Below are 26,670 nucleotides of genomic sequence, written 5' to 3'. Positions count from 1 at the left end.
TACTAATATAACTAACTCTCCTCAAAATGGCAACTTTTTCTCGAAACTTTTTTTCAACTTCTGTCACAACTGTTACATATTAAGGCTTTTGACCTTTCAATCTTTTTTTCTTTTCGCTGGGCATCGCCCACCATATTAGATATAAAATTGCTAGATGGAAGTACAGAGTCATTTGAATAGGTTGGAGAGGATATATCTAGTGTTTTAATTCATAGAGTTATTTTATTTTTTCTATAAATTCGATGGTACGGCTGACGCTTTCTGGAAAAATGACGACTAAACCATTTGGTTTAACTTTATCTAGTCCTGTTTGAATAGCTTCTATTTCATCAATAATGATGTTATAACTAGCTTCTGGATTTTCTGAAAGAATACCTTTAACTATTAATTCGGCAACTTCTTCGCTTTCTCTACCTCTTTTGTCATAGTCTTCCTTGATGATGATATGATCAAAGGTTTTAGCTGCTATTTTTCCTAATAACATTAAGTCTTCGTCTCGTCTATCTCCGGGGCCACCGATGACACCAAGACGATCGCCCTGCCAATTTTGTACAAAAGCTCCGACGGCTTCATAACCAGCGGGATTGTGAGCATAATCTACTAACACAGAATAATGTTCAAGCTCAAATAAATTCATCCTGCCAGGGGTTTGAGCGGCTCCGGGGTTAAAAGTACGCACCCCTTGACGAATTAGTTCAATATCCACTCCATTAACAAAAGCAGCGAGAGAAGCGGCTAGGGCGTTGGCGATCATGAATGGTGCCATTCCTTTCATGGTTACGGGAATATTTTCGGCTTTTTCAATGCGTAATGTCCATTCCCCTTCAAAAATGGAGAGATAGCCGTTTTCATAAATGGCTGCAATACCATCCCGACGGAGGTGATCGATAATGATGGGGTTATTTTCGTGCATGGAAAAATATGCAATTTTACCTTTAACATTTTTTGCCATTTCTGCTACGAGGGGATCATCAGCGTTAAGAATTGCATAACCATCAGGGTTAACTGCTTCGGCAATAATGCCTTTAACCTTTGCCATTTGTTCGATGGTGTCAATGTCTCCTAAACCAAGGTGATCGGCTGCTACATTTAAAACTACACCCACATCACAACTGTCAAAAGCGAGTCCTGAGCGTAGCATCCCGCCCCGAGCGCACTCTAGCACGGCAACTTCTACGGTGGGATCTTTTAAGATAACTCCTGCACTTAAAGGGCCGGTGTTGTCTCCCTTTTCTACCATATAATCTCCAAGGTAGATACCATCGGTGCTGGTATAACCGACCACTTTCCCTGTCTGACGGTAAAGATGGGCTAGGAGTCGGGTGGTGGTAGTTTTACCGTTTGTGCCAGTGACGGCAAGAATGGGGATTCGACTAGGCTGATTATTAGGATAAAGCATATCTATCACTGGACCTGCAACATTACGAGGTAACCCTTGGGAGGGTGCTACGTGCATTCTAAAGCCAGGGGCTGCATTAACTTCCACAATAACGCCATCTACTTCGTCAAGGGGTTTTGTTATGTCGGGGGTAACCACATCAATTCCAGCAATATCTAGTCCAATAATTTTAGCCGCTCGTTCAGCTATCCAAACATTTTTGGCATGAATATCATCGGTGCGATCGATAGCTATTCCGCCCGTGCTAAGGTTGGCAGTGGCTCGTAGATAGGCTCTTTCTCCTTCTTCTAGGACTGTATCCATATCCAAACCTTGTCGTTTGAGAACACCAAGGGAGGTGCGATCGACACTTATACGAGTTAGGATATTGTCATGACCATCTCCCCGATTGGGATCTAAGTTAGTTTGTTCGATCAGTTCTTCGATGGTAGATTTTCCATCACCCACAACATGGGCTGGAACTCTTTCGGAAACGGCGATAAGTTTACCGTTAATCACTAAAAGACGATGATCGTTACCTTGATAATATTTCTCCACAATCACTGAGCGGGTTTTTGAGGCAGCGGCGGCTAAATCGTAGGCATCTTCTGCATCCTCACGGGTATTTATATCAATGGTGATACCTCTACCATGGTTGCCATCTAAGGGTTTAATAACCACGGGATAACCCCCTACGTCATAGATGGCATCGGCTAATTCATCTAAATAGTAGATTACAGTGCCTTTAGGTACGGGGACTCCTGCATCTCGAAGCATGGTTTTTGTGCCTTCCTTGTCACAGGCTAATTCTACCCCTAATATATTAGAATTCTCGGTGAGGGTGGCTTGAATTCGACGTTGATTAACGCCATAGCCTAATTGAACCATGGAACGGGCGCTTAACATCATCCAAGGGATAGACCGAGTTTCTGCTTCTTTGATAATGGTTTCTGTGGAAGGACCAAGGGCGGAGGTCGCTCTTAGATCCTTTAAGTCAGCTATATCTTGGGCTAGTTCTTGAGGGGGGTAACTTCCTGTTTCAATAATCGAGTTACACAATCGGACGGCGGCTCTACCTGCATAACGTCCTGCTTCTTCATAAACATATTCAAAAACTACGTTGTACACTCCTGGTGTGCTGGTTTCTCTGGTGCGTCCAAAACCTACGGGCATTCCTGCTAATTCTTGTAGTTCAAGGGCGATATGTTCAACAATATGACCCATGTAAGTACCTTCTTGGACTCTTTCGAGGAAACCGCCACGATGATCCCGTGAACAAAAGTGTTCGATTAAACTAGGGAGGATTTCCACTAATCCTTCATAAAAGCCGGGAATGTCATTAGATGGTTTTTCGGCTACGTCTTGCAAATCGAGACGCATTTGGATGAGTTTTTGTCGGCGAATACTCCAATAGTTAGGACCCCTTAAGGTTTGTGTTTTGAGGATTTTCATGCTATTTCTGATGTTAGACGCTACTGATTTTGAGAGCCATTTTTAAGTGTCTCGTTTTTTATGGACTTTTTACTGTTCAGGGTGAACATTCTTTTATGTTTTGATGATAATTAAGATCTCACTAAATTGGGACATTTAATTATCGAGGGCTGCGGTGGGTTGATGAGCTTTACGGTTATAACGATCGCCATGGCATAGTATATGAATTCTTAGGTTATGAAGGGCAAGGGGGGATTCGGCGCTTACCTTTCCTTGATTGGTGTAACTCATGGCTTGGGCGTCAATGATGGTCACTGTACCTTTGCCGACAACTTCTAAATGATCATCGGGGGTAAATAGGGCGCAGGTGTCTTCATCGATGCCGATACCGATTCTTTCGGGATGGTTGGAAAGGGCGCTTAATAGTCTTGCCATACGGTTACGGTTATGGAAATGTTGGTCAACGATAATTTCGGGAATGAAACCTAGTCCCATGGCCATATCCACTAAGGCTCGATTGGGAGATTCTCCACTGCTCCCCCCTGCTATCATGTGATGTCCCATAACGGCGGCGCCTGCGCTAGTGCCTCCGAGGGTGATTTCTCCTAACTTTACCCGTTGGCGAATACGTTCCATGAGGGGAGTATCAGCAAGTAAACCACAGAGTCTGAGTTGATCTCCTCCTGTCATGAATACGGCGGTACATTGTTCTACATATTCTTGGTAGTATTTGTCTTCTCCTTCGATGCGATCGCGCACATCCAATACTTTTAAATCTTTGACTCCCATATCACGGAAAATGCTTAGGTAGCGATCGCCTATAATGGTAGGTTCTCGTGAAGCGGAGGGGATTATGGCAATAATGGCATCGTTGCCCCCTGCACAACGCCAAAAGGTTTGTAAAATTTCTCGTCCATGTACTTTATCTTCTGCGCCTCCAATTATTAGTACTGAACTTCTTTGATATTGCTTCATGTTAATTCCTACTTGATTCTTTTTCTAAAATTACACCAACAGATAGACTCTTTCGGCTCTCAAAAACGTCTATCTTATGATCTCCTACACTATTTTATGGTTAAATTTGTAACATATCCAATAATTAACAGTTTGAGCAAAACTGCTGATTTCTAAGCTCAAAGGTCACTTTATCAAATAATATCAACTGTGGAAATAAACGTTATTACCCTTTTTCCTGATTTTTTTACTTCGGCACTCGATTCTAGTTTATTGGGTAGAGCTTTAAAAAAGGACATTGCGAGGGTAAATCTGGTTAATCCTCGAGATTTTACGACAGATAAACATCGTACGGTGGATGATGTACCCTATGGGGGCGGAGTGGGAATGGTTTTGAAGCCTGAGCCTATTTTTGCGGCGGTGGAGTCTATTACGCCTTTGTTGCCCCGTGAGGTAATTATGTTAACTCCTCAGGGTGAAAGGATGGACCAAAATTTGTTTAAAAATTTATCTAGCAATTATCAACAGTTGATTCTTATTTGCGGTCATTATGAGGGCATTGATGAGCGAGTACAACATTTGGTAACTAGGGAAGTTTCTCTGGGGGATTTTGTGTTGACGGGGGGAGAAATTCCCGCTCTAACTCTTATTGATGGGGTAGTCAGGCTTTTACCTGGTACGGTGGGGAAAAAGGCTTCTTTGGATCAAGATAGTTTTGAGGATGGTTTATTGGATTATCCTCATTACACTCGTCCTCCTGTATTTCGGGGGTGGGAAGTACCTGAGGTTTTACGTTCTGGGAATCATGGTGCGATCGCCCGTTGGCGTTATCAAAAACAGTTGGAGGCCACCCAAAAGAAACGTCCTGATTTACTGGAAAAAGATAATATTGAGTCTTGAAAAAGAAACTATAATTAAATAATTAGCAAGACTATCTATTCAATATTGCTCAGATTTAAGGGTGTTAAACCATGGACAGTGATAATTTTACCATTGGCATTATTGAAGGGGATTCCCGTGGCATTGTCAATGATCCTAGTGTATTTCCTTTTAATTCTGTGGTCACGGTAGATAGTAAGTTTGATGGGGGGGGGAATGCTAATTTGATCGGTTCGGGGGTACTCATAACCCCTAATCATGTTCTCACTGCAGCTCATCTTGTTTATAGTTTTAATAATGGAATTCCTTCAGCGGTTAGAACTACTCCTAGTGCTTTTCAAGGGAGTTTGAATTCGAGAATCATTGGTAATGAATTAGATTCTTTGGCTAATGTTAATGGAATTAATTACTTAGTGGGTTTTGAGCAAATATCCCATAATCCTAAGGGTTTAATTCCTTTTAATCAAGATATTGCTTTACTGACTACCAATGATAATCCTGCGCCCGTTGCCCCTGAGGATATGATGGGCATAGTAACTTTTGTTGATCCTGCTTCGGCTTTGGGTTTAAATATTCGTAGTGCGGGTTTTCCGGGGGATGGCCGTACCATTGAAAATAATACTACCATGGAGAAATTAAATGGTCGGACTTTGGTGGAGTCTCCTCAAATTTTAGATCCTGAAAATCCTAATTTTGGTAGTATTCGTCGTGTGGGCGATCGCACCATAAACCCTAAAAATAATGAATCTATTGATTTGGTAAGAATTATTTATTTTTCTTTTAACATTGATGTGGAAGGTGGACAAAGTGGTAGCCCTGTATGGCATATTCTTGAGGGGGATAATCAACCTAGAATTTTAGGATTAATAACTGGCAGTGTAATTCAAAATCCCCTAGATTTAGCCATTGATTATGGCAATAGTGGTATTTTAATTACTACGGATATTTACAATAATATTACAAATCAATTAAAAAAAGATGGTTGGGAAAATTTAGGTAATAGCCTACCAGAAAATGCGATGGTTGGTTCAGAGAATAATGATTTAATTATTGGTTCGTTTCGTCGAGAAAGAATTATGGCGGTGGGGGGAGATAATCTTTTATTTGGTGGCAAGGGGGATGATAGATTGGAGGGGGCGGAAGGTATTGACTTGGCTTTGTTTACTGAGTCTGTGGAAAACTATCAGATTACCTTGGAAGATACCGATAAAGGCATAGTGGCGATCGCCCCTAAACAAGAAAATTCAAGGGAAGGTAAAGACTTACTCACTAACATTGAATTAGCTATGTTTGGTTACGATGTTAGTTTACCCTTAACAGAACAAAAAGATATAACTTTTTTACCCCTAACGGTTGAACCAAATCAGGAGATTATCAATAATCTTGTCTCTAGATTTCCCCATTTGAGCAATATTAACGATTTAATCTTACCTTCTCTAATGTATGAACCAGTCTTAGAAAATAAGACATCTGATGTAACGGATTCTTTAACTAACCCCGCAGATTCTGCCACAGCACAAAATCATAATAACTCTCTTGCCAGTTTACTAAATTATTTTCAATTAAATGTATCAGGGGTTGAAATTTCTTCCACAAATTCCATACCTTGGCTCGAAACAAATCAGATAAACTCCGTCTTCAATATTAAAGATGTCGGGTATCAGGTGTTAGGTTAGAGAATTTATAAAAACTATATTTTATATTAAGTAATCAAAAAATATATGGCATTGCTGATTTTGAGTATGAAACATTATTGAATTACAGTATCTTTTCACCCCCACCGTGTAATGAATTACACGGCTAATGGTGGTTAGTTTCATAAATTGAACTAAGGTATATTTTGATTCACAGATTTAGTATAAAACCGAATGATACTGACAACCATTATCCCAAACTGAGGTTTATTAGCATTCCCCCATTTCCCACAATCATACCTAAAATGAGTAACGCAAAGACGACTAAAAATAGTCGCCCATTAAACATAAATTACTGAGAATTAGCCCTAGCATCTTTTACCGCAAAAACGAAAGAGACAATACTTAAAGGAATACTAAAACCCAATATTAAGTTAGTAATATTTTCTCCCAATTCAGGATTTCCCGAACTTAGCTCAAAAACACAGCCGACACAGGCGATCGCACTTATACAAGAAACAAGTAGTAAAATACCACTTTTAGGGGTCATATACATAAAAAGAATACCAAAATTATTTTAAAAACTATCTACATTATTTTAATTGATTAAGTTAAAAAACCCGAACTATTCATTGTCAAGATAATCTTGGGGTAAAGGTGGATTATAAACAGGTAAAGGATTACGCCTCACCATCACCGCTAAACTTAGAAAACCAACAATTACCACCAGAAGGGCAGTCATAAAAACCATAAAGCGATTAGGTTGATAATCTCCTTTTTCAATTTGCCAAAAGGCTCGATTGTAGTTGTAAAGGGCTACCCCAATCACTAAAATTCCTAATATCACTAAGGCAATACCCAAATTTTCTGAATTAAGTAAGCCATTATGGCTAAAACTCCCCCTTGTTATGGAAATTTCGAGTTGTCTAAGAAAAATACCAAAACGAGTGAGGGCAAAACCAAAACCGATAAGGGCAATGGAAGTGCGTAACCATGCTAAAAAGGTGCGCTCGTTGGCTTGATGTTCCCTTTGACGGTCAATTTTTGGTAACTTAGACATAAACAAGCCCTATTCAAAATCAGAAAATCTTTTTAGGTATGCAATGTTATGACGAGCAAACGCTTTTTTTGCCCTACGAATTAAGTCTGTTTGATAGGGAAACTCATCCCTTGCATCCATGGGATAACAACGTAGTTTAAATTTTGTTCCCCATTCTTCTTCCTTCATTAAAACACGAATAGGCAGTTTAAGTTGAGTATATTTACTACAGTAGGCAGCTTGATAAAGAATATTGATAATAGTCTCATCATCGGCATCATGTTCAAAGAAAAATTCCGTGGCAACCTGAGCTTCTAAATTACCTCCATTAGAATTAGAGATAGCCTCTGTCCATGCTTTATTATGGGGTATGGTAACGGTATTATCATCGGGAGTTTGAATTTGAATTCCCCGTAAGCCATAGCTGACAACCTCTCCATAATGATCACCGATTTGGATGCGATCGCCCACACGATAAGGACTTTCAAATAAGGCAACCACCCCAGCAATAATAGAGCTAATATAATCCTTGAAAGCAAAACCCACCGCCACAGCAATACTACCTGTCAAGGCCAACAAATTGGATTCAGAAAGATTAAAAAAAAGTCTTACCAGATAGGCAATGGTAATAATTAAAATTAATCCTTTCCAAAAAGGTAAAGATTGCTTAGTTAACAAACGATAACGGCGAGGTACTCTTTCCGCAATCCAATTAGTAATTTTTTGAATTAAAAAAACAGCCCCATAGGCAAAAAATAAGGCAATAAGAGCATAAATTATTTTTTCAAAGGTAAATTCTGTGACTAAATCTTGAGAAACATCCTCCGCCATTTGAGTCTGTGCCAAGATTAAAGATTTTCCTATACCCTTTACCATAAATTTTTCTTTTTATTTTATTAATTTTTGTCAATTCATAACTATTATGGTGAATAAATAAAGGGGAAGTCCATTAAATATAAAATATTAAATGATTCCAAATAAACCATAAAAAATTTAATCCTACTACTATCCTAAAAACATAAACCCCCAATGATTAAATAGTAAGAAAATATTCTATGGTTTTATCACTTTTTGATAACTGGATCAATAACTTTGACTTAGCCAAAACCCTCGCCCTATCAACATTGGTATTAAATTTATGCCAACTTCCCGTCCTCGCCTGTACTAGAGCCGTATATATGGGACAAGAAGATTTAGTAATCACAGGGCGTACCATGGATTGGCTTACTCAGATGGATAGTAATCTGTGGGCATTTCCAAGGGGTATAGAAAGAAATGGCCTCGCAGGGGATAAGTCGATGAGATGGACATCAAAATATGGTAGTGTTGGCGTTAGTGTGTGGGACATAGGTATCGCTGATGGCATGAATGAAATGGGTTTAGTAGCTAATATGCTTTACCTTACCGAGACAGAGTTTCCCACCCCAAGTGCTGATGACTCCCGTAAAGCCATATCCTTATCCCTATGGGTGCAATATATGCTAGATAACTTTGCCACCGTAGAAGAAGCCGTTAGGGCCATGGAAAAGGATGAATTTTATGTTATTCCCATGCAATCTCCCGATGGTAAAGAAGGAACTGTTCATCTTTCTATCTCTGATGCCACAGGGGATTCGGCTATATTTGAATATATTGAAGGTAAACTAGAGATCCATCATAGCTCAGATTATCAGGTGATGACCAATTCTCCTCCCTTTGAGCAACAACGAGCATTAAATGCTTATTGGCAAAATATTGGTGGTACAACCATGTTACCAGGAACTAATCGCCCGAGCGATCGCTTCGTACGAGCTTCCTTTTACATTAATGCTATTCCTAAAACCGCCGATGCCATACAAGGCATTGCCAATGTTTTTTCCGTGATGCGCAATGCGTCCGTACCATTGGGAATATCTACCCCCGAGCGCCCCGAAATCTCCTCCACCATTTGGCGTACCGTAGCAGATCAAAAAAATCGTCGTTATTTCTTTGAATCCACCCATCAGCCTAATGTTTTTTGGGTAGATATGGCTAACTTAGACTTATCAGCGGGAAGTCCAAGCCAAAAATTAACTCTCACCGACGGTAAACATTTTTCAGGGGATACATCAGAATTATTTGAACCCACTGAAATGATGCAGTTTTTACCAGCTTCCCCATAAGTAAAAAAGAGGGGATAGCATCCCCCCATAAAATATTAATTCAACGGTCTTTTATGGACTTTCTAAGCTCTAAGAATTGAGTTGACGGCGTAATTCTTCTAAATCATCATCCACCGCACTGTTAGAACCACTAGAAGCCACATGGCTATCTTGAGGCTGACCTTCAGGTAAAGCCGCGCTAGGTTCTGAACCTCCAGACATTTGTAGTTTGAGAGAAGCTAATTCATCGTCAACATCAGATCCTCCCTCTAAAGCTGCCCAACGGGATTCTTCTCCCACTCCAGCTAATTCCCCAGCGGATTCCGAAACGGCTTCCATTTGTAATACCTTATCTTCCATGCGCTCAAAAGCGGCACTAGCAGAGCTTGTATTAATATTACTGATGGTACTTTGTAGTTGTTGGTTTGCCTTAGCCGCGCTGTAACGGGCTTTGAGCATATCTTTTTTGGTTTTTGCCTCAGAAATTTTACTTTCTAAAGTTACTAGATTTCTTCTTAACCCATCTACCTGAGCGCTTTGAGAGTCTAGCTGAGTTTTTAAGGTTGTCGCTACATCTGCAAAGGATTTTTTGCGTACTAACGCTTCTCTTGCTAAGCCTTCATCCCCTTTACTCAAGGCTAATTGGGCTCTTTGCTGCCATTTATTGGCTTCAGCTTGATTTTTTTGATATTGTTGTTCTGTCCTTTTTTGAGATGCGATCGCCTGTGCCACTGCTTGACGCATTTTTATCAAGTCTTCACTCATCTCCCGAATACTTTGTTCTAAGACTTTTTCAGGATCTTCGGCTTTATCGATGAGATCGTTGACGTTAGCTTTTACAACTCTTCCAAGGCGCTCAAATATTCCCATAATCTCTGTAACCTTCTACTATTATATTGGTGAACTTTTGAATAACTGTAATTTAATCTATCTTACCCTTAATAATATAGTAGCCTTACCTCAGTTGTACTAACAAAGTAAAGTAACGTTAATATCTCAATTATTTATACTTGATACAAGATAATTTAGCACCAAAAATTAAATACTTAACCACTAATTCCCAAAACCTCAAGCCTTAAACCACTCCATCGTTCTAATGGTTATGTCGAACTGAGGTTATAATGAAAAAGGGGCTTATAAACCTCAAAAAATTTGATTAGAATGATAAAAAATTTCTAAGATTTCCGGGATGGAAGTTTTTAGGGAATTTTACCATTCAAGAATGCAACAACGGGAAATACCGAATGATTGTAAGCTATTGTGTGAACCCTTCCTGTCCCGAACCAGAAAATCATCCCAACCTCAAACAATGTAAGGCTTGTGGTAGTTATTTAGTCTTAAATGATCGTTATCGTGCTTTGAGAAAAATTGGTAAAGGTGGTTTTGGTTCAACCTTTTTGGGCATAGATTTACGTTTGCCTGGTAATCCTTATTGTGTGATTAAACAATTGCGTCCTAATGCTGAAGATCCTGATACCTTTAATATGGCATTGGATTTATTTGAAAGGGAGGCAAAAACCCTCGGTAAAATAGATCATCCTCAAATTCCCCGTCTTCTTGATTATTTCGAGGATCAAAAAAAATTTTATTTGGTACAAACCCTTGCCAAAGGTATTACCCTACAAAAAGAAATACAAAGGCATGGGGTTTTTAGCGAAAACGCTACAAAACGTTTTTTAGTGGAAATATTACCTGTTCTTAAATATATTCATTCCCTCAAAATGATTCACCGAGACATAAAACCAGCTAACATTATTCGCCGAGAGCAAGATGGTAAGTTAGTTTTAATTGATTTTGGAGCGGTAAAAGATCAAGTAAATACTCAGTTGGCCGCTAGTAATTATGGTAATACGGCTTTTACTCAATTTGCGGTGGGTACGATGGGTTTTGCACCTCCTGAACAATTAGCTATGCGTCCTGTTTATTCTAGTGATATTTATGCCCTTGGTTCTACTTGTTTATTTTTGTTGACGGGGAAAGCTCCTAAGGATTTATCCTGTGATGAGGTGACGGGGGAACTTTTGTGGGAGCAGGAAGTTAAGGTAAGTCCGAATTTTGCGAAAATCCTTGGCCAAATGTTGGAGGTGGATTTACGTAATCGTTATCGGATGGTGGATGAGGTAATTAATGATTTGGATATGATGCCCTATGATATTGAATTGCAACAGGGGTTATTTACTAATCCTAAAAAGGTTGAAGGGAAGCCGAAGGAGCATGATCACGATCATGGAGATAGTGAAAGTCGTTCTACGAGTGCTTCTCGTTTGGCCATGGCAATTCGGGCGAGAAAAGCTCGTCAGGGTAAGGTAAAATCTGTGTTACCGACGAAGATTAGTCCTGAAACTTTGTTAAGTTCTTTTGCTATGGGGCGTGATGATTTTAGTAATGAGTGTTTTAATGGTTTTAATCTTAATGGGGCTAGTTTACCTCGGGTAAATTTTAATCATGCTAAGTTTATTAAAACTAATTTGGAGGAGGCTAATTTAGAGGGTTCTAATTTTTACCATGCTGATTTTAGTCGGGCAAGGTTAGCTGGGGTTAATTTGAGGAAGGCTCATTTACTCAAGGCTGAGTTGCAGTATGCTGATTTACGTAATGCTAATTTGGCGGGGGCTAATTTGGAGGGAGCTAATCTTTATAAGGCGAATTTATGTGGTGCTAATTTGACTGATGCTTCGTTGGATGAGATGCAGTTACAGGGGGCGGAAACTAATTGGGCTACGGTTTTTCCTGATGGTAAGAAGCGTTTATGGTAGGGGGGAAGTGTGTTTTTTTTTGATGGTCAATTAATGGAAGGGGATGTTATTTCTTTGCCTGTCAATGATTTGGGGTTGTTGTATGGGGCTACGGTTTTTACTACTTTGAGGGTTTATGATCGGAGTTTGGATCATCCTTTAACTAATTGGGATGCCCATTGCGATCGCACTTACCATAGTATCAAAATCTTTGATTGGATTATGCCTAACTGGCAGAGAATCAAGAAGGAAGCTCAATATTTAACAAATTATTATCCTGTTTTACGAGTTACTGTTTTTCCCGATGGTAAGGAGTTAATTTTGGGCAGATCATTGCCTGACAATTTACAAGAGAAACAACAATCAGGAATTTCAGCGAAGGTAATCATTGATCATCATAATAATCGCTCTTTACCTAATCATAAAACTGGTAATTATTTGACTCCGTTTTTAAGTCTAAATAAGGCTAAAAAAGATGGTTTTCAAGAAGCTATTTTAACTGATAATAATGGCAATTGGTTGGAAACAAGTACGGGTAATTTGTGGGGATATGTGGACGGAGATTGGTTTACGCCATTAATATCTGAAGGGATTTTGCCTGGTATTGCTAGAAATGTTATTATTAGAAATGCTAATTTCTCTGTGAAAGAAAATGTGTGGAATCCCTATTTTATTGAAAAATTAGAGGCGATCGCCCATAGTAATAGTGTAATAGAAGTAGTACCTTTTCACACTATTAATGTTAATGAAAAAATACTCAATTTTGACCCTTATCACCCAGCCATACAACAATTAAAGAACGTTTTTATGAACCTGATATAAAGCTCTATAGCTATATTATCAATGATAAATTGTGAGTTAATATCAAGTTTGAATAATTCTTTATAAATAGATTGCATTTTTGCAGCCCCACCGTGTAATTCATTACACGGCTAACGGTAGTTCGTTCAATAAATTGAACTAAGATATGTTTTAATTCACGAATTTACTATAAGCCATTATTATCCCTACTCCTCATCCCCCTTACCCCAATCACCTAAAACCTCACTCTAACTGATAAACTATCAAGTAAACTTGATATAAAAAGAATAGCATATTTTTTCAAAGGACTCTACCTAACACCTAATCACCTAAGATGAATAATTAAGGATAAAAAGCGAGTTTTGGTAAGCCTAAATCTTCTGCCCACCCCATCATCAAATTTAAACATTGAACCGCTTGTCCGGCTTGTCCTTTGATTAAATTATCGATGGCAGACATAACAATAACTCTACCTGTGCGCGAATCAACCTCGATGCCAATATAACCTAAATTAGTACCACAAGCCCATTTAGTTTGGGGATAAATACCGCTGGGTAAGACTTTGACAAAGGGAGATGAACGATAAAAAGCGCTGTAGATGGTTATTAAATCCTCTGTGACTAATCCTGGATCTCGTAAAGTGGCGTAAACTGTGGAAAGAATGCCCCTTACCATGGGAATTAAATGGGGTGTAAATTGTACTTTCACATCACTACGGGCTAAATCGGAGCAAATTTGTTCGATTTCGGGGGTATGTCTATGTTTAGCTACACCATAAGCACCTAATGAATTGTCAGCTTCGGCGAGAAGAAGATTAATTTTTCCTTGTCTGCCCCCTCCTGATGTGCCTGATTTAGCATCAATGATGATGGTTTCGGGTAGGATTAATCCTTGTTTGATGAGGGGGGAGAGGGCGAGTAAACTTGCGGTGGGGTAACATCCTGGGCAACCGATTAGAGCACTATTTTTAATTTGATCTCGATATAATTCTGGTAAGCCATAAACGGCATTAGAGGCGATCGCACCGTCATCCCTTTCTGTTTTATACCATGCACTGTAAGTGTCAAGATTAGTAAAACGATAATCCGCTGACAAATCCAAAACCTTACAACCCTTCTCAATTAACCTAGGGGTAAACTTACAGGCTAAACCGTTAGGTAAACCTAAAAATACTACCTGACAACGGGAAGCTATTTCATCCAAATCAATAGCCTCGATTTTATTTTTAATTAAATGACCTAAATGGGGATATAAATCAGCATACTCTTTTCCCGCACTACTATCACCCCCCAGATAAACAATTTCAATGGCAGGATGTTCCGATAATAACTTAATTAACTGTACTCCACCATAACCAGAAGCACCCACAATACCCACAGTAACCTTTTGCGACTCAGTCATAATCTTAATGATTTAATATATAATTCCCACTTTTGCAGAATTTTAGTACGAAAACAGCACTTTTGAACGGCAAATTTCCTCAAATCATGACTAAATAGGGCTTAATGAATAAATAACAAATTGGCATTGCTGATTTTGAGTATGAAACATGGTTGAATTACACAAAAAACTGAGACTTCTAAATATTATAACTGTTCCCTATTCCCCGTTCCCTGTTCCCTTCCTCAACAAGAAATCATACCTTAATTCACCAACGCCAACTAAGGTTGTAATTCCTCAAGGATAGTAAACGAAACATGATTGATAGCTAATTGGCCGATGGATGTTTTTTCCTTACTAACGGGTAAACCCTCACTAATTAAGGTTTCAAAGGGCATATCCTTAGCCATTTCCACATGATACCAAGATAAACCCATAAAAAATCGAGTGGGATAGGGGCCCCCATCATCTAAATCGTCGGGATTCGACTCCATGGGCAACCAACCAATATTGGGTAAATAAAACTCCATCCACACATGGTTAAAATCAGGTACTAGGGGAATATTAAAATGTAGTACCTTGAGGGGACATTTATAGCGTCCTACCGTACGACAAGCAATACCATTGAGACGGGCAAGGGCAAGAAGTAAGCCTAAATACTCACCACAAGAACCAACTCCCCGTTTTAAGACAATATCAGGGGTATCTATATGGGGTTTTATACCATAGGAAAGGCGATCGTAAACATAATTACGAATACTATACATTTTTCTGAGAGGGTTTGTTTCTCTGCCCCTTGCTTCTTCTGCCGCCCTTAAAATGATTTCAGTATTCATGGATAAATCATCATCATCAATTAAATATTTGGACTCAAATTCGGGGGTAAGAGGGGGTAAACTTTCACAATCTTTGGGGCTGATTTGATGTTTAATACTCCAAACTTCTAAAATTGCGCGCCAACCAAAAACATAACGTTGATGGGAATTGAACTCAGGAAATTTAAATAGTGCAACCCTTTCTCCATAGTAATCTTCTTCAATGTAGGGTAATCCTACCGCCTCAATGCTTTTTATTTTTTGGCGAGGGCTTTCGGTGGGTAGGGCAATGCGCCATTCTAAGTCTTTTAACTGAATTTCATCGAGGGGGGAGACTTCTTCAAGGTAACTCATTTCAATTAAAAACCCATTGGAGAGAGTGCATTTATTGTCTGGATCATATTTGAAATATAATGGGTGAATGAAGGTACGATCTCGGTATAATAATTCGTGGTTAGGTTCGGCGTTGGGATTATCTCTTATATAAGGTTCTAAGTCTGTATAGGCGATATATAAAACCTTCTGCCCTGTTTCTGCGTCTTCATAAAAGGTTAAACCGCTGGGAGATTCAAAGGGGGTTAAGATACTGTAGTTAGTTTTTCCTGTAGCCCTATCAAGACAATAAACGGTTTGTTCAAGGTTATCACATAACCAAATTTCTTCACCATGGATGGTAATATTTTCATCTCCGATGCCGGGGGCGTAGAAACGGGTAATTTCTTGTCCGTCATCTTTACTATAGACACCAATAGTGCCTGTTTTTTGACAGGTAATGTAGATGGTTTTTTCCCAAATGGCGATGCCGTTACTAGGATAGGCAAGACTAAAAAAGTATTTGGGGCCGGAGATGATTTTTAATTCTTTTTCTTCCCATTCAATGAGGGTGTAATAAACACTACTTTGGGTAACAAACCATATTTCGTTGTCGGTAATACATAATCCCCTAGCCCCGATAAAATCTTGCCAATAGTCGCTATTGATAATTTTGGAAACGCTGGTTTGGGGATTTATCTGTAATAAATAGCCATTACGAGAGTCGATCGCATATAGACTATCATTTTTAAAAGCGATACCATCGAGGGAGGTTGCAACTAAGGGTTTAATGGTGGGGTAAAATTTCTGATTGGGGTTAGAATTAGGGGTCATGGTTGCCGATAAATACCTTAAGGATTTGTTTGATGGATGAACTACTTTTAAGTTTTGAAAAATTAATTATTTAAAGGAATTAGTACATCATATCTTAACTACCCCATGAGGGTAACAGAATAGTTTATGGGCAATTTGCTTATGATGAACAATTTTTGATGGTAGTAAATCACCATGGACACTTTTCGAGATACAATGCTAACTTAAATTCACGCATAAAAAGTCCTTGACGATGGAATTAAATATTGGTTGGTTATATCCTAATTTAATGAGTACCTATGGTGATCGTGGTAATGTAATTTGTATTCAAAGACGTTGTCAATGGCGTAATCTGGATGTAAATATTTTACCTTTAGATCAAGAAGCGGATATAAGCAATTTTGAGAAATTTGATTTAGTAGTGGGAGGAGGGGCGCAAGATAGACAACAGGAGATTGTTATGCGCGATTTGCAGGGAAAAAAGGCGGAAATTATTAAAGAAAAGCTACATTCTGGCACTCCTGGGGTTTTTACTTGTGGTTCGCCTCAGTTGTTGGGCAAATATTACGAACCTGCTTTGGGGCAAAGGATTGAGGGGTTAGGGATTTTGGATTTGGTAACTAAACATCCAGGGCAAAATGTACCCCGTTGTATTGGTAATGTGGCTTTTGAGTTGGTGGGGAATCCTTTGGCGGATGATATTGAAAAAATGATGGGGGGGGAATCTCCTATTGTTGTGGGCTTTGAGAATCACGGTGGTAGAACTTATTTGGGGGATGTGTCGCCCTTGGGGAAGGTATTGAGTGGTTATGGTAATAATGGGGAGGATGGTTTTGAAGGGGCTTTTTATCAAAGTGCGATCGCCACTTACGCCCATGGCCCTCTTTTACCGAAAAATCCTTTTTTAGCGGATTGGTTAATTATAAGGGCGATCGAGCATAAATATCAAGAAACCATTACCCTAACCCCCTTAGACGATACCCTAGCCCATCAAGGTAGAAAAGCTATTCTTAAAAGATTAGGTATTCAAAAAATAGGCTCATAATTTATTCAGCGCACCTTATTTATTTTATAACTATGGTTTGGAGTGAAGGCTACGTTTCGGAAATTAATTACACCAACGGCTTCTACGGGGAATTAAGCCCCTTAAAATTATCTCTTGCAACGGCATTAAAATCCATTCACCCTCCCAATACCAATAAACCCTTCACCTATTGTGAGTTAGCTTGTGGTAGAGGTTATACTACCAATCTTTTAGCATCTGCTTATCCCGAAGCCCAATTTTATGCCAATGATTTTAACCCTAATCATATTCTCGAGGCGAAAACCCTAGCAGAGTCGGCAAACACAAACAATGTACATTTTTTTGATGATAGTTTTGCCGAATTTATGCATCAAGACTTGCCAAACTTCGATTTTATAGTTTTACATGGTATCTACAGCTGGATTACGGCTGACAATAGAGGTTTTATCGTTGACTTTATTCGCCAAAAATTGAAAGTGGGAGGCATTGTTTATATTTCCTACAATACCTTACCTGGTTGGTCAACTGCCATGGCCATGCAAGGGTTGATGTTAAAACACCGTCAACATTCTTCGGCCCCTATTTTAGAAAGTGTAGAGGAGGCTTTAAATTTTACGGAAAGTTTAATGAATGCCAATGCTGGATATTTTCTGCAAAATCCTTCCCTGAAAACAAGATTTGAGAATTTGAAATCCCAAAACCGCCATTATCTAGCCCATGAATATTTTAATGAGCAATGGAATAGTTTTTATTTTGACCAAGTGGCGCAAGAATTGCAAGAAGCTAAATTAAGTTATGTGGCTTCGGCACAGGTTTTGGATAATATTGATGTCTTGAATTTTTCTGCTGATGCCCGAAAGATTTTATCTCAGATAAAGGATGCCACTTATAAGGAAGTGGTAAGGGATTTTTGTTTGAATACTCAGTTTCGCCGAGATATTTTTGCTAAGGGTAAACTTGATATGATGGCGGCGGAGCAAGTTAATATTATGAATGGTTTTCGTTATGCTTTAATGGTGGCGATAGATAGCATTAAGTTAAAGCATACTTTTTCTGTGGGCGAAGTTAGTTTACAGGAGGAAATTTATATCCCTATTATTAATGCTTTAAGTAAGTCGCCTTTAACTATGGCACAATTACAAAATGATGGGGCGGTGAAAAAAATTGCAGTAAATAATATCTACCAGGCTTTAATTGTTTTGACTGGGTTGGGTTATATTCATCCTGCGGTGGATGATGACACCTGTCAACGGCGCAAGTTATCCACGGATGCTTTTAATAGGGCTATTCAGGAAAGGGCTTTTATTACTGACGAAATGGCTTATCTGGCTTCTCCTTTAATTGGCACGGGAGTTGCGGTTAATTCTTTGGAGCAGTTGTTGATGTATGCTAAGGGAAAGGATAAGAATCCTGTTAAGTTTCTATGGGATATTTTTTCTAAGCAGGGTAAAAGATTAGTGAAGGATAATCAGGTTTTGCAAACTCCCCAAGAAAATATTGCTTATATTGAAGGTGTGGCGAAGGATTTTTATGGTAGTCGTCTTGATACTTTAAAAAAGTTGGGCATCGATTAACCTTTCTATACTAGGAATGGTCAAGGGTTTTAACCTAAATTGAGGTTAATTAGGCTGGGATTTTATTTGAGAGGTTTTATTTTTCGTAAACATTTAAGTATTTTATATAACTATAAATAGATTGCATTTTCGCAGTTGCCTCACCGTGTAATAAATTACACGGCTAACGGTAGTTCGTTCAATAAATTGAACTACAGTATATTGTAAGTAATTACTTATTGTTTATTTCCCTTCATCTTCGATTAACTTTTCTTTTGGCTGAAGGCTTTTTGGCAGTCGTTTTTTTAATTCTTCGTTTTGGTTTTCGGGTGGTTTTTTTCTTCTGACGTTTTTTTAACCATGAGTCGATGATGTCGGCTAAATAATGACTCATAGCCCCTAATTCTAAGCCGATAAAAAGGGCGATAATTTCTTTTAGATAAACTTGCCCTATTACAGCTAGGTTATTAACGGTGTCTTGCCATATCTCGGGGGAAATCATAAGGGCGATCGCCCCTAAAATCAAACCAACTAATAGTAAGATAAAACAAAGATATAAACTGCGAATCACCGTGCCAATGATAAAACCATGGGAAAAAAAGGAACGATGGGGCAAATATTTTTGATAGGGTAGCCAAATAAACTTAAAATATCCCCACCTTTTAAATTGCACGGAATAAATATCTAAATCAGGACCAAACATTAATCCACTAAATAAAAATCCTGAAGCCACTACAAACCCTGTCAGAAGGTCTTTTGAAGCTATAATAGTACCAATGAAAATCCATGGTAAACAAAGCCAAGTAATTCGATCATGATTTTTTCCTGAAGTCATGTTGCATTTTTTAAAAAGAGTTGTTATACTTATAAAGGTGAACGAAACAAGGGCGATTAGCTCAGCGGTAGAGCGCCTGCCTTACAAGCAGGATGCCACTGGTTCAAATCCAGTATCGCCCATTCTCTTAACTCCTTATCACTAACAATGTTAGATTGATGGGGAGTTTTTTGGTTTTTGAATGTACTCAATTTGGGATAGAGATATTCAAGGATATTAAATTGATTAACTAACCTTAATTCGAGATAACGGGTTATGAGTAGCACAAGTTTTGGGGTGTAAGTTAGAGGTGTGATGTTGCTTAATTACAATGTGATACCAAATTAAATTTGTAAGGTTTACTATTATGCACCGTGTAAACAATTGATCATAAACAATTAATATCTTTTGCCTATTGCCCATTCCCTGTCTTAACCAGAAAATGTTATCCCAAACTCAGGTGATTTTAGTTCAATTTATTGAACAAACCACCGTTAGCCGTGTAATAAATTACACGGTGGGGGTACAAAGATATAATCTATTGATAACGAATTTAGTGAACTTAATATTATTGGGTAATATGATCTGTTAGTAGGATATTTTCTCTGTGTGCTTTAATTATGTTTAAGTTTTCAGAACTTACCTGTTCTAACATATAACAAAGATGATCAGGGGTTAATAAAGAACCGTCATTTTTGGCACTACCAGTATATTTAATCGTAACAGTGTCATCATTATAGCTATCTTTAACTAAAGATAAATCGTTTAAATTAGCCCTTAAGTTAATCATCCTTTTTTTTCCTTTTTTAGCTGTTTTTTCTATTAATATTTCCGTGGAATTATTTACTTCATTTATCCAACTTTCCCACCGATTAAGGTTAATAGTTTTTTCCGCCGAAAGGGTAACGAAATATTGTGCAGTATCTAATATTTGAGTCGCTTTAGGAGATTTAAGGGGTAATTCTTCCACTTTCATCAAAGGTAACTCAGGGGGAAGTTGGCCTTGTAGTTTTTCCACAAACTCATCAATATCAATGCGGGTATGGTTTTCAAAATCGACAATCTCACCGTTACTTGTCATGCCCAAGGATAAGGCGAGGGCAATGGAAATTTTGGGGCCAGGGTGGAATCCCCCTGTATAGGAAATGGGCAAACTTGCGCGTCTGACGGCGCGATCAAACAGGCGTACTAAATCAAGATGACTAACCAATGCCATGTCGCCCTGTTTACCAAACCAGACTCGAATTCGTTGGGCTTTTTCTTGGTTGGGTTTGAAGTTGCCCACATAGTCGGGAATGGGGGGAGGGGTAACCACGATATTATGACCAAAATCGGGGCTACAAACACCGCAACTGCTACAACCATCAAAGGCACAATCTGGCACGGTGGCTTCTGCTAAGGCTTTTTCTAAGTCTTCTTTGAGCCATTGTTTATCAATGCCTGTGTCTAAATGATCCCATGGTAAGGGGGCATAATAGTTGATGGTATTCTGATTTTCCTCTGGATTTTGAGCATCAAAGATATTCCATTCACCGCTTTCTATTTTGCGATATTTCCATGTTAATCCTGCTTCCTCAATGGCGGTTTCCCATGCCTGATAAGCCTTGTCTATGCTTTCCCACCAGGAATCCATCCCTGCACCTAATTCCCACGCACGGCGGACTACAGGGGCTAAGGTGCGATCGCCCCTACCCACAAAATCCTCAATGGCAGAGATGCGCACATCGGTATAATTTACTTTTACTCCCCTGACAGGATAAAAAGCATCCTTGAGTAAATCCCGTTTGCGTAAAAATTCCGAGGTAGAAACAGAATGCCACTGGAAAGGGGTATGGGGTTTGGGGGTAAAGTTGGAGATGGTGATATTAAAATTAAGGCGTTTATTGCTGAGGTGACGGCATTCTTGACGCAACCATTTCACCGTTTCTACAATCCCCAACACATCCTCATCGGTTTCCCCCGGTAAACCAATCATAAAATAAAGTTTTACCTGATTCCAACCTTCACTCACGGCGGTTTGAATACCCCGCAATAACTCCTCGTTGGTTAAACCCTTATTGATAATATCCCGCATTCGCTGCGTACCTGCTTCGGGGGCGAAAGTTAACCCTGTTTTACGAGTACCACCGATAATATTAGCAATGTTTTCATCAAAACGATCCACCCTCTGACTGGGTAAAGATAGGGAGATATTTTCATCCTTGAGACGGTTTTTGATTTCAATACCCACGGAAGGTAAGGAAAGATAATCGGAACAACTGAGGGATAATAAAGAAAACTCATTAAAACCCGTGGCCTTCATACCATCTACAATACTATCAACCACCGCTTCGGGTTCTACATCCCTGGCAGGGCGGGTTAACATCCCTGGTTGACAAAAGCGACATCCCCTCGTACAACCCCTGCGGATTTCCACTGTAAGGCGATCGTGGACGGTTTGCACATAGGGAACTAAACCGATAGAATAGGCTGGGATGGGGGTGGCTACCCTGCGTAAAACCCTCTCGGGTACATCATCACGGTTGGGCTTCACACTGCCATCGGGTTGCATATCATAGAATTGCGGTACATATACCCCTGGCACTTGGGCAAGATCTAGTAGTAATTCTGTTCTAGTTAAACCTTCTCTCTTTCCTTCTTCAATGACTAAACCAATTTCGGGTAATAATTCTTCCCCATCACCTAGGGCGACAAAGTCGAAGAAATCGGCATAGGGTTCGGGGTTTGAGGTGGCAGTTTGCCCCCCTGCAAAGATGAGGGGGTAATCGGTGTCTTTTCTTTCTTGCCAGGTGAGGGGAATATGGGCAAGGCTGAGCATTTCGAGGATATTTGTTGCGCCTAGTTCGTAACTGAGGCTAAATCCTAATATATCGTACTCTTTGACATCTCTTTTGGTTTCTAGTCCGAAAAGGGGGGTATGGGTATCCCTCATTTTTTGGGATAAGTCGGGGGCAGGAAGGTAGGCGCGATCGCACATTTGCCGTGGTTGAGCATTGATAATATTGTAGAGAATAATATGCCCAAGGTTTGACGCTCCCACTTCGTACACTTCGGGGTATGTCAACACCCAACGCACCGACGCGCTTTCCCAATCTTTATGTTTTGAACCCAATTCGTTACCTAAATAACGGGCTGGTTTAAAGATGTCTGGGGTGATTAAATTTTCTGGTTTAATACTGGTACTAGGTGCGATCGGCATTTTAAATAAATCAGTTATTAAATAAACATCATTTTTATTATTATACTCTGTCTTAGGAAGTAATAAAAGAGTAATGAGTTATGGGATTTAATGTTCTATTAAAACATAAAAAATATTATTAAATTTTATCTATAATTTTCCAAGATAAAAGCGATAAATAAAAAATATTATGGACATAATAACTAACTATTTTTTTGTAACTATTGGTAGTCTAAAATCAAATAAATTTATGCACCTATTTCGGTATTTGATTCAGCAACATACATTTCTAGGATACGCATAATACTATTCTCAAAGGCTTTTTGAAAATCGGGATCTTGGGAGTAATTTTTATATAAACTTAACTCCTTCCGTCTTTCTTGGTTAACGGCTTGTTTGATTAGATGGGCGATCGCCAAGCGACTATTTTGAGCATCTGGGTTATCAACCACTTGAGTTTGATAATCAGGATTACGAGCCACATTTTGAGCAATATTAACTAACTTGATTCTTTGCTCCTCGGGGGATGCCTCCCATTGTCCGAAATAGGCTTGGTTAAAACTATTGATAATCTCCTCAAGGGTGTTATATTCCTTTTCTTCCCCGTGGTATCCCCTTGGGTTAGGGTTTTGGGGTTTTAACTCGCTAGTGTCATCGGTGAGCATAATTTGACTATTAAGACTAACCCTTTCAATGCCATAGGTAGTCAAATCAATACTATTAAGTAACTCATCCTGTTGAGCTTCTTGGGGATTTTTAACCATTAATTTGGGGATAAGAAACTTTAAAAACCAATACAGCTTTTCCCAATCCAAATTATTAAAAGGAATCAAACAAGCCAATTGGGCATATACCTTCACAAACTGCTTTGCCTTAACTTTAAAATCAATTTTATCTTCCTCCGTTAGCTGTAAATCAGAATTAAACCTTTGAGAAGCCGTATCAATAATCGGGCTGAGTTGTTGGGCTTCCACCCCATTGAAAAATAACTGATTAAACTGGTTTACCTCCTCCTGTTCATATATCCCCAATTCATCCAAACTTTCCTTTAAATCATGCAGTACATTTATATCAGTAGGTTCAGTGAGGCTAGTGGCAGTATAAAAGGGGTCAAAGGCTTGTTTTATATCCGTGGTACTATTGACAAAATCAAGGATAAAGGTATCATTCTTACCCATTCTATTATTACAGCGATTGAGACGGGATAGGGCTTGTACTGCTAATACTCCTCTTAATTTCTTATCGATATACATGGTGTGTAACAAAGGTTCGTCAAAGCCCGTTAAAAACTTATTAGCTACCACCAACAAGCGGTAATCATCGGTGCGTAATTTACCCTCTATATCCTTACTAGGAAAGCCATTTAAGCTCTCCTCGGTGTGTTCGATACCATTTACTTTCTTTTTCCCTGAAAAGGCTACCATGGCTTGAAAATCGGCGTTATTCTCTTTGAGTAGCCTTTGTATTTCTTGGTAATAAATAATGGCAGTGGTAATATTTTTGGTTACTACCATAGCCCTCGCTTCCCCTTTCATTTTTTTGGGTTTAACCACATTTTCAAGGTAATGATTAACCATGATTTCAGCTTTGGTGGCGATGGTTTTGCGATGTCCTTCCACAAAGGCTTTAATCTTTTTCTGGGCTTTACTGGTATCAAATTCGGGGTTATCGGCAATGGATTTTTGAATCTCGTAATAGCTTTTATAGGTGGTATAGTTTGCCAAGACATCAAGGATAAATCCTTCTTCAATAGCCTGTTTCATGGAGTAGAGGTGGAAGGGGAGAAAGCTACCATCGTTTTGTTTGACACCAAACTTTTCTAGGGTACTATTTTTGGGAGTGGCGGTAAAGGCAAAATAAGAGGCGTTTTGACTGAGTTTGCGATTATTCATCACCTCTAAGATTTGATCTTGATTGTCGGGGGGGTTATCGTCTTCTGAGTGACTATTCAAGGTCATATTAAGGGTATCAGCTGAACTACCGCTTTGACTGGAGTGGGCTTCATCAATGATGACGGCAAAGCGTTTGTTACTTAATCCTTCTATGCCTTCGACGATAAATCTAAATTTTTGGATGGTAGTAATAATGATTTTTTTGCCTGACTCAAGGGCGTTTTTAAGATCTTCTGAGCGGTTGGCATGGGCGATAATGTTTTTAACTTCGGAAAAGTCTTTGATGTTATCCCGTAGTTGTCTATCTAAGTTTGTTCTATCGGTTACTACTATGACTGAGTTAAATAAGGGTTCATCCCACGGAATTTCTTTGTTTGTTGAGGTGTAGTTTTTCTCTGAGTTAATGGATTTACTGGCTATGGATGATTGGTTATTAACTTTGTTCAGGGAATAGAGTTGGATTAGTTGGAAGGCTAACCATGTGATGGAGTTGGATTTTCCTGAACCTGCGGAATGTTGAATTAGATAGGTTTTACCTGTGCCCTTAACCTTTGCATCGAGGAGGATTTTATTAACTACGTCTCGTTGGTGGTAACGGGGGAAGATAAGGGTTTTATCTTTAAGGGCATCTTTGGGTTTACCTTCTAATAAAACGAAGTGTTCGAGGATATTGGCTAAACTACTTCGGCTGAAAATATCTTCCCAGAGGTAGCTAGTTTTATGTCCATGGGGGTTGATGGGGTTGCCTTTACCGTTGTTGTTTCCTTGGTTGAAGGGGAGAAAGTAGGTGCTTTTGCCATTGAGTCGGGTTGTCATCCATACTTCGTCGGTATCAACGGCGAAATGTACTAAACAGCGTCCGAAGTTTAATAAGGGTTGTTGGTAATCCCTTTGGCAGTATTGTTTTTTGGCATCGTAAACGGTTTGATTTGTCCATTGGTTTTTTAGTTCAATGGTGATGATGGGTAAGCCGTTGATAAATATTACTAAGTCGATGGATAGGGCGGTATCGGTGGTGGAGAAGTGAATTTGACGGGTGACGGAAAAGATATTTTGGTTAAAGTTGGCTTGGATTTGGGGGTTTAAGTCATTGTAGGGTTGGCTATAAAATAGGGTAAGGTGCGCTGAGTCGATGTCTAAGCCTTTTTTGAGCAGGTGTAGGATGCTATTTTTCTTGATTTTCCGATCTATCCTATCTAATATTAATTTCTGCCAGTCGGGATTATATTTGAGCTTCTCTAATTCTTCTGGTTGGGTGGTTTCTAGGAATTGCCATAGTTTAGCGGTATCTAGGGCGATTTGGGGGTTAAAGTCTTTATTTTCTCCGAGGTGATAGCTTTGTTGATTGATGAGGCACTCTTGTATTAAGTCTTCGAGGGCTTTTTCATTGGTTTTGCTTACCATGGGCTAACATTATTTTAAGGATAATTTAATCATATCAAGAAAATTGTTTTTGATAGCAAATGGTCTAAATATCTAGTGTTTCATTGTTGATAATTTGTTGGACACATAATTTTAAATCGTCTAGTTTTGTATGAATAACATTCCAAACAATATTGATATTAATAGAAAAATAAGCATGGGCGATAAAATCTCTTAATCCTGCTATTTTTTGCCACTCGATATATGAATATTTGATTCTTATTGCTGAAGGAATTTTCTTTGTTGCTTCTCCTATAATCATTAAATTATATACGACAGATTCAAGGGTTTTTTCGTCTTCTAATAATTCCTCATAAGTTAAATTCAATGTATATTTTTTTATTTTATCAATACTGGTAATAATATCTCTTAAATAAAGGGTAAGACTACGAGACATAAATCGCCTCCTTAATTACTTCTTCTCTAATTATGGGCTTTAAATCTTCTTTTATAACTAAGTCCACTGATTTGTTAAATAATTCTTCTAAATAAAATT

The 26,670-nt window shown here is 38.9% G+C and carries 19 protein-coding genes and 1 tRNA gene; 8 read left to right on the top strand and 12 right to left on the bottom strand.

Annotation, left to right across the window (positions count from 1 at the left end; all coding sequences use genetic code 11):
* Nucleotides 1-217 precede the first annotated feature (217 nt).
* Together cphA and IQ215_RS12980 are read right to left on the bottom strand one after the other, a co-directional pair.
* A complete protein-coding gene (cphA, locus tag IQ215_RS12985) occupies nt 218-2,830 on the bottom strand; it encodes a cyanophycin synthetase (protein ID WP_193801838.1) in 2,613 nt (870 codons plus the stop codon).
* Nucleotides 2,831-2,965: 135 nt separating this feature from the next.
* On the bottom strand, nt 2,966-3,784 hold the full coding sequence (locus IQ215_RS12980) for a cyanophycinase (protein WP_193801837.1): 819 nt from the start codon (nt 3,782-3,784) through the stop codon (nt 2,966-2,968).
* Between the two features lie 189 nt (nt 3,785-3,973).
* Here IQ215_RS12980 and trmD point away from each other — a divergent pair, with 189 nt between their 5' ends.
* On the top strand, nt 3,974-4,663 hold the full coding sequence (trmD, locus tag IQ215_RS12975; protein ID WP_193801836.1) for a tRNA (guanosine(37)-N1)-methyltransferase TrmD: 690 nt from the start codon (nt 3,974-3,976) through the stop codon (nt 4,661-4,663).
* Nucleotides 4,664-4,734: 71 nt separating this feature from the next.
* Entirely contained in the window at nt 4,735-6,318 is a 1,584-nt protein-coding gene (locus tag IQ215_RS12970; RefSeq protein WP_193801835.1) for a trypsin-like peptidase domain-containing protein, read from the top strand.
* A gap of 310 nt (nt 6,319-6,628) precedes the next feature.
* On the opposite strand, the gene IQ215_RS12965 is transcribed toward IQ215_RS12970, so the two are convergent.
* The 3 genes from IQ215_RS12965 to IQ215_RS12955 all read right to left on the bottom strand — a co-directional run bounded on the left by IQ215_RS12965 (nt 6,629) and on the right by IQ215_RS12955 (nt 8,191).
* Entirely contained in the window at nt 6,629-6,826 is a 198-nt protein-coding gene (locus tag IQ215_RS12965) for a hypothetical protein (protein ID WP_193801834.1), read from the bottom strand.
* 75 nt (nt 6,827-6,901) lie between these two features.
* Nucleotides 6,902-7,336 (bottom strand): YidH family protein, encoded by a 435-nt coding sequence (locus IQ215_RS12960; RefSeq protein WP_193801833.1) that lies wholly within the window; start codon nt 7,334-7,336, stop codon nt 6,902-6,904.
* Nucleotides 7,337-7,345: 9 nt separating this feature from the next.
* Nucleotides 7,346-8,191 (bottom strand): mechanosensitive ion channel family protein, encoded by an 846-nt coding sequence (locus IQ215_RS12955; RefSeq protein WP_193801832.1) that lies wholly within the window; start codon nt 8,189-8,191, stop codon nt 7,346-7,348.
* A gap of 179 nt (nt 8,192-8,370) precedes the next feature.
* On the opposite strand from IQ215_RS12955, the gene IQ215_RS12950 reads away from it, so the two are divergent.
* Nucleotides 8,371-9,456: a linear amide C-N hydrolase gene (locus IQ215_RS12950; protein ID WP_193801831.1), complete on the top strand. Its 1,086-nt coding sequence runs from the start codon at nt 8,371-8,373 to the stop codon at nt 9,454-9,456.
* 69 nt (nt 9,457-9,525) lie between these two features.
* Here the strand turns inward: IQ215_RS12950 and IQ215_RS12945 are convergent, their stop codons facing one another.
* Nucleotides 9,526-10,305: a PspA/IM30 family protein gene (locus IQ215_RS12945; protein ID WP_193801830.1), complete on the bottom strand. Its 780-nt coding sequence runs from the start codon at nt 10,303-10,305 to the stop codon at nt 9,526-9,528.
* Nucleotides 10,306-10,679: 374 nt separating this feature from the next.
* Between IQ215_RS12945 and IQ215_RS12940 the strand changes: the two genes are divergently transcribed.
* Both IQ215_RS12940 and IQ215_RS12935 read left to right on the top strand, forming a co-directional pair.
* Nucleotides 10,680-12,191, top strand: coding sequence for a serine/threonine-protein kinase (locus IQ215_RS12940; RefSeq protein ID WP_193801829.1), 1,512 nt, complete (start codon nt 10,680-10,682; stop codon nt 12,189-12,191).
* Between the two features lie 9 nt (nt 12,192-12,200).
* Nucleotides 12,201-12,992: an aminotransferase class IV gene (locus IQ215_RS12935; RefSeq protein WP_347239036.1), complete on the top strand. Its 792-nt coding sequence runs from the start codon at nt 12,201-12,203 to the stop codon at nt 12,990-12,992.
* 321 nt (nt 12,993-13,313) lie between these two features.
* Here the strand turns inward: IQ215_RS12935 and argC are convergent, their stop codons facing one another.
* Both argC and IQ215_RS12925 read right to left on the bottom strand, forming a co-directional pair.
* Nucleotides 13,314-14,372: an N-acetyl-gamma-glutamyl-phosphate reductase gene (gene argC, locus IQ215_RS12930; RefSeq protein WP_193801828.1), complete on the bottom strand. Its 1,059-nt coding sequence runs from the start codon at nt 14,370-14,372 to the stop codon at nt 13,314-13,316.
* Nucleotides 14,373-14,632: 260 nt separating this feature from the next.
* Nucleotides 14,633-16,312, bottom strand: a complete 1,680-nt coding sequence (locus IQ215_RS12925) for a transglutaminase-like domain-containing protein (RefSeq protein WP_193801827.1) — start codon at nt 16,310-16,312, stop codon at nt 14,633-14,635.
* A gap of 232 nt (nt 16,313-16,544) precedes the next feature.
* On the opposite strand from IQ215_RS12925, the gene IQ215_RS12920 reads away from it, so the two are divergent.
* Together IQ215_RS12920 and IQ215_RS12915 are read left to right on the top strand one after the other, a co-directional pair.
* Nucleotides 16,545-17,336 (top strand): type 1 glutamine amidotransferase, encoded by a 792-nt coding sequence (locus tag IQ215_RS12920; protein WP_193801826.1) that lies wholly within the window; start codon nt 16,545-16,547, stop codon nt 17,334-17,336.
* 32 nt (nt 17,337-17,368) lie between these two features.
* Nucleotides 17,369-18,889 carry a class I SAM-dependent methyltransferase gene (locus tag IQ215_RS12915; RefSeq protein ID WP_193801825.1) on the top strand — a complete coding sequence of 507 codons (1,521 nt, stop codon included), beginning with the start codon at nt 17,369-17,371 and terminating at the stop codon, nt 18,887-18,889.
* 232 nt (nt 18,890-19,121) lie between these two features.
* On the opposite strand, the gene IQ215_RS12910 is transcribed toward IQ215_RS12915, so the two are convergent.
* On the bottom strand, nt 19,122-19,703 hold the full coding sequence (locus IQ215_RS12910; protein WP_193801824.1) for a metal-binding protein: 582 nt from the start codon (nt 19,701-19,703) through the stop codon (nt 19,122-19,124).
* Between the two features lie 50 nt (nt 19,704-19,753).
* On the opposite strand from IQ215_RS12910, the gene IQ215_RS12905 reads away from it, so the two are divergent.
* Nucleotides 19,754-19,825 (top strand) — tRNA-Val (locus tag IQ215_RS12905).
* Nucleotides 19,826-20,250: 425 nt separating this feature from the next.
* On the opposite strand, the gene IQ215_RS12900 is transcribed toward IQ215_RS12905, so the two are convergent.
* From IQ215_RS12900 to IQ215_RS12890, 3 genes are all read right to left on the bottom strand, one after another.
* Nucleotides 20,251-22,881 (bottom strand): TIGR03960 family B12-binding radical SAM protein, encoded by a 2,631-nt coding sequence (locus IQ215_RS12900; RefSeq protein WP_193801823.1) that lies wholly within the window; start codon nt 22,879-22,881, stop codon nt 20,251-20,253.
* Nucleotides 22,882-23,108: 227 nt separating this feature from the next.
* Nucleotides 23,109-26,156: a type I restriction endonuclease subunit R gene (locus IQ215_RS12895; RefSeq protein WP_193801822.1), complete on the bottom strand. Its 3,048-nt coding sequence runs from the start codon at nt 26,154-26,156 to the stop codon at nt 23,109-23,111.
* Between the two features lie 64 nt (nt 26,157-26,220).
* Nucleotides 26,221-26,571 (bottom strand): HepT-like ribonuclease domain-containing protein, encoded by a 351-nt coding sequence (locus tag IQ215_RS12890; RefSeq protein ID WP_193801821.1) that lies wholly within the window; start codon nt 26,569-26,571, stop codon nt 26,221-26,223.
* Between the last annotated feature and the right edge of the window lie 99 nt (nt 26,572-26,670).

The sequence above is a fragment of the Cyanobacterium stanieri LEGE 03274 genome (assembly GCF_015207825.1).
Taxonomy (GTDB): domain Bacteria; phylum Cyanobacteriota; class Cyanobacteriia; order Cyanobacteriales; family Cyanobacteriaceae; genus Cyanobacterium; species Cyanobacterium stanieri_B.
The sequence above is the reverse complement of the archived record's forward strand: the minus strand, read 5'-3'. Positions and strand labels throughout refer to the sequence as shown.

Excerpts from the sequence above, each read along its gene's own strand:
- IQ215_RS12960 (WP_193801833.1), bottom strand. The coding sequence starts at position 7,336 with ATGTCTAAGTTACCAAAAATTGACCGTCAAAGGGAACATCAAGCCAAC.
- IQ215_RS12940 (WP_193801829.1), top strand. The coding sequence starts at position 10,680 with ATGATTGTAAGCTATTGTGTGAACCCTTCCTGTCCCGAACCAGAAAAT.
- IQ215_RS12955 (WP_193801832.1), bottom strand. The coding sequence starts at position 8,191 with ATGGTAAAGGGTATAGGAAAATCTTTAATCTTGGCACAGACTCAAATG.
- IQ215_RS12900 (WP_193801823.1), bottom strand. The coding sequence starts at position 22,881 with ATGCCGATCGCACCTAGTACCAGTATTAAACCAGAAAATTTAATCACC.
- IQ215_RS12980 (WP_193801837.1), bottom strand. The coding sequence starts at position 3,784 with ATGAAGCAATATCAAAGAAGTTCAGTACTAATAATTGGAGGCGCAGAA.
- IQ215_RS12920 (WP_193801826.1), top strand. The coding sequence starts at position 16,545 with ATGGAATTAAATATTGGTTGGTTATATCCTAATTTAATGAGTACCTAT.
- IQ215_RS12970 (WP_193801835.1), top strand. The coding sequence starts at position 4,735 with ATGGACAGTGATAATTTTACCATTGGCATTATTGAAGGGGATTCCCGT.
- IQ215_RS12945 (WP_193801830.1), bottom strand. The coding sequence starts at position 10,305 with ATGGGAATATTTGAGCGCCTTGGAAGAGTTGTAAAAGCTAACGTCAAC.
- argC (WP_193801828.1), bottom strand. The coding sequence starts at position 14,372 with ATGACTGAGTCGCAAAAGGTTACTGTGGGTATTGTGGGTGCTTCTGGT.
- IQ215_RS12895 (WP_193801822.1), bottom strand. The coding sequence starts at position 26,156 with ATGGTAAGCAAAACCAATGAAAAAGCCCTCGAAGACTTAATACAAGAG.
- IQ215_RS12890 (WP_193801821.1), bottom strand. The coding sequence starts at position 26,571 with ATGTCTCGTAGTCTTACCCTTTATTTAAGAGATATTATTACCAGTATT.
- IQ215_RS12910 (WP_193801824.1), bottom strand. The coding sequence starts at position 19,703 with ATGACTTCAGGAAAAAATCATGATCGAATTACTTGGCTTTGTTTACCA.
- IQ215_RS12915 (WP_193801825.1), top strand. The coding sequence starts at position 17,369 with ATGGTTTGGAGTGAAGGCTACGTTTCGGAAATTAATTACACCAACGGC.
- cphA (WP_193801838.1), bottom strand. The coding sequence starts at position 2,830 with ATGAAAATCCTCAAAACACAAACCTTAAGGGGTCCTAACTATTGGAGT.
- IQ215_RS12925 (WP_193801827.1), bottom strand. The coding sequence starts at position 16,312 with ATGACCCCTAATTCTAACCCCAATCAGAAATTTTACCCCACCATTAAA.
- IQ215_RS12965 (WP_193801834.1), bottom strand. The coding sequence starts at position 6,826 with ATGACCCCTAAAAGTGGTATTTTACTACTTGTTTCTTGTATAAGTGCG.
- IQ215_RS12950 (WP_193801831.1), top strand. The coding sequence starts at position 8,371 with ATGGTTTTATCACTTTTTGATAACTGGATCAATAACTTTGACTTAGCC.